This is a genomic window from Mesorhizobium sp. M7A.F.Ca.ET.027.02.1.1, from assembly GCF_004022985.1.
Classification (GTDB): domain Bacteria; phylum Pseudomonadota; class Alphaproteobacteria; order Rhizobiales; family Rhizobiaceae; genus Mesorhizobium.
In genome coordinates, this window is the sequence record NZ_RZOL01000511.1 from 1 (window position 1) to 3766 (window position 3766).

Consider the following 3766-nt stretch of genomic DNA (forward strand, 5'->3'; position numbering starts at 1 on the left):
GTGTAGGCCTGCGCACGGCGGGCGCCGTCATGGCGGCACCGCGCGCGCCGCTCGCCCGCCGCTTTGGCGCCTTGCTGCTCCTGCGCCTCGACCAGGCGCTTGGCCGTCTCGACGAAGCGGTGTCGCCGCGCCTTCCCGTCGCGCCGCTTTCGGTCGAACGCCACCTCGCCGAACCCGTTACCCTGACCGAGGACATCGAACGCCTGGTGGGCATGCTGGCGGCGACCTTGAAAACCGATCTCGAACGCCGCGGCGAGGGTGCCAGGACACTGGCGCTGCTGCTCTTCCGCGTCGACGGCGCCGTCAGCCGCATCGCCATCGGCACCTCGCGGCCGATGCGCGAACCCATGCTGATCCAGAAACTGTTCCACGAAAGGCTGGCCGCGCTCGAGCAGGATATCGATGCCGGCTATGGTTTCGATCTGGTGCGGCTCTCGGTGTTGGCGGCAGCCACCTTCGACATGCAGCAGGCTGATCTGACTGGTGAAACGATCGACGATGGCGCCGATATCGCGCTGTTCGCCGACCGCATCCGCGCCCGGCTCGGCGAGGGCGCGGTTCTCCGGCCGGTCGCGGTCGAGAGCCATCTGCCGGAGCGTGCTGTCGCCACGATCCCCTTCACCGAAGCGCCGCGCCGGACCACGCCGCCGAAAAAGCCCGGCAGGCTGCAGGCGCCACAAACCATTTTTCCGCCGGAACGGCCAATCCGGCTGTTCCGCTCGCCCGAACCCATCGATGTGCCGGCCACTGAAATGCCGGAAGGACCACCGCTGCACTTCCGCTGGCGGCGCGCGCTCTACCGGGTCACGCGCGCCGAAGGGCCGGAACGCATCGCCGCCGAATGGTGGCGCGAGGCAGCGAGCGATCCGATCACGTCAACCCGCGACTATTTCCGTATCGAGGACGCCGATGGTCGCCGCTATTGGCTCTATCGGCAAGGTCTTTATGGCAACACGCAGGTCCCGCCGCGCTGGTTCATGCATGGTGTCTTCGCATGAACGCGCTGACCGTCATCCCCTATGCCGAGTTCGGCATCCAGTCGAATTTCTCCTTCCTGCGCGGCGCCTCCAAGCCGGAGGAGCTGGTGGTCGCGGCCAAGCTCCTGGGCTTCTCGGCGATCGGGCTTGCCGACCGCAACACGGTGGCCGGCGTGGTGCGCGCCTGGCAGCAGGCCAAGGTCGAAAAGCTCTCCTATCACCCCGGCTGCCGGCTGGTTTTCGGCGACGGCACGCCGGACATCCTCGCCTATCCCCAGGACCGCAAGGGCTGGGGACATCTGTGCCGCATGCTTACCCAAGCCAATCTGCGCGACGAGAACGAAAAAGGCGCCACCCTTCTCCAGCGGGGCGACCTCCTCGAATGGGGTGACCTGATGTCGCTGGCGGTCCTGCCCGGTCTGTCGGCGGGCGCGGAAGATAGTCTTCCCCTGCTTGGAGACCTCAAAGGCCGCTTCGGCAGGAACCTGCGGCTTGGCGTTTCGCCCGACTACGCCGGCAATGACCGTTTCCGCGTCGAGCAGGCCGCGGCGCTTGCCGAGAGCGTCGGTATTCCGCTGATGGCGACCAACGACGTTCTCTACCACACGGCCGAACGGCGCCCGCTGCAGGACGTGCTGACCGCGATCCGCCTCAACACGCCCGTCGCCGAGGTCGGGCTGCAACTCAGCGCCAATGCCGAGCGTCATCTGAAGCCGCCAATGGAGATGGCGCGCCTGTTCCGCCGGCATCCGCAGGCGCTGGCCGAGACGCTGCGGTTTGCGGAAGAATTGACCTTCTCGCTTGGCGACCTCCAGTACAACTACCCCGACGAGCCGACGGAATCGGGTCTTGGCCCACAGGCTGAACTGGAGCGGCTGGCGCGGGAGGGAGCGGGCAACCGCTATCCGGCGGGTGTGCCGGATTCGGTGACCAGGCGCATCGAGGAAGAGCTCGCTTTGATCGAACGCCTCAACTATGCCCGCTATTTCCTGACTGTCTACGACATCGTCAAGTTCGCGCGCAGCAAGGATATTCTCTGCCAGGGACGTGGATCGGCCGCCAATTCGGTCGTCTGCTTCTGCATCGGCATCACCGAAGTAGGACCGGAAAAAATCGATTCGCTCTTCGAGCGCTTCATTTCCGAGGAGAGAAACGAGCCGCCGGATATCGACGTCGATTTCGAGCACGAAAAGCGCGAAACCGTAATCCAGTACATCTACGAGAAATACAGCGGCAAGCGCACGGCACTTGCGGCCGCCGTCATCAGCTATCGCGGCCGTTCGGCGCTGCGCGAAGTGTCGAAGGCGATGGGCCTGTCCGAGGATGTCAGGGCATCGCTTTCCGGCTCGATCTGGGGTTGGTCGACATCGGAGCTTGGCGAGAAGGAAGCCCGCGCCGGCGGCCTCGACCGCACCGATCCGGTGTCGAGGCACGTGATGGAACGTGCCAATGAGATCATGGGCTTCCCCCGCCATCTGTCGCAGCATGTCGGCGGCTTCGTCATAACCAGGGACCGGCTCGACGAGATCGTGCCCATCGTCAAGACGGCGATGGACGAGCGCAAGATGGTCGAATGGGACAAGGACGATCTGGACGCGGTGAAGATCCTGAAAGTCGACGTGCTGGCGCTCGGCATGCTGACCTGCCTCCAGCGCGCCTTCACCTTGCTTACTGACCACTATCCAAAGGCGCGAGACAAATACGGCCGACCTTATGTGCTGGCCACCCTGCCGCCGGAGGATAGGCAAGTTTACAAAATGATCTGCCGCGCCGATACGCTTGGCGTCTTCCAAATTGAATCGCGGGCGCAGATGTCGATGCTGCCGCGCCTTGAGCCGAAAACCTTTTATGACCTTGTCATCGAGGTGGCGATCGTGCGGCCGGGCCCGATCCAGGGCGACATGGTCCACCCCTATCTGCGCCGCCGGCAAGGCAAGGAAAAACCCGAGTATCAAAAACCGGAGCTGGAGGCGATCCTCAGCAAGACACTAGGCGTGCCGCTGTTCCAGGAGCAGGCGATGAATATCGCCATCGTTGCCGGTGGCTTCAAACCGGGCGAGGCCGATGAACTGCGCCGCGCCATGGCCACCTTCAAGCGCACCGGCACCATCGGCAATTACCGCGACCGTATGATCAATGGCATGGTCGGCAAGGGCTACACGAAGGACTTCGCCGAGCGCTGTTTCAAGCAGATCGAGGGCTTTGGCGAATATGGCTTTCCCGAAAGCCATGCCGCTTCCTTCGCCCTGCTCGTCTATGCCTCCTGCTGGTTCAAGACCTTCTATCCCGACGTGTTCTGCGCCGCGATCCTGAATTCGCAGCCGATGGGGTTTTACCAGCCGGCCCAGCTGGTGCGCGACGCAAGCGACCATGGCGTCGACATTCGCGATGTCGACGTCAATTTTTCGGTGTGGGATTGTACGCTGGAGAAAGCACCTTTCGATCCGGCCCGTATCCTCCCGCGCCATGCCGACATGCGCGGCGTCATCGAGACGAAGCATGCCGTCCGGCTCGGCTTCCGCCAGATCAAGGGCCTGTCGAAGGAGCGCATGGCAGCTTTCGTCGAACAGCGCGGCTCAGGCTACGTATCCGTCCGGGATGTCTGGTTGCGCTCCGGCCTCGATGTCGGCGACATCGAGCGGCTGGCGCAGGCCGATGCCTTCCGTTCGCTCGGCCTTGATCGTCGCCAAGCCTTGTGGGCGGTGCGCGCGCTCGACGGCAAGAGCGCCGCCGACAGGCTGCCGCTGTTCGACCAGCCGGCGCTTCGCCTGCGCGAGCTGGAGCCCGAG

Annotated in this window: 2 protein-coding genes; both read left to right on the forward strand. The window is 64.4% G+C overall.

Annotated features, from left to right (window positions below; translation table 11 throughout):
* A partial coding sequence (locus EN749_RS32390; RefSeq protein ID WP_128364695.1) for a DUF6504 family protein occupies positions 1-998 on the forward strand: 998 nt, incomplete at its 5' end.
* Positions 995-3766, forward strand: a 2772-nt coding sequence (locus tag EN749_RS32395) for an error-prone DNA polymerase (RefSeq protein WP_128364696.1), incomplete at its 3' end; no start/stop codon positions are given. The genes EN749_RS32390 and EN749_RS32395, both read left to right, overlap by 4 nt.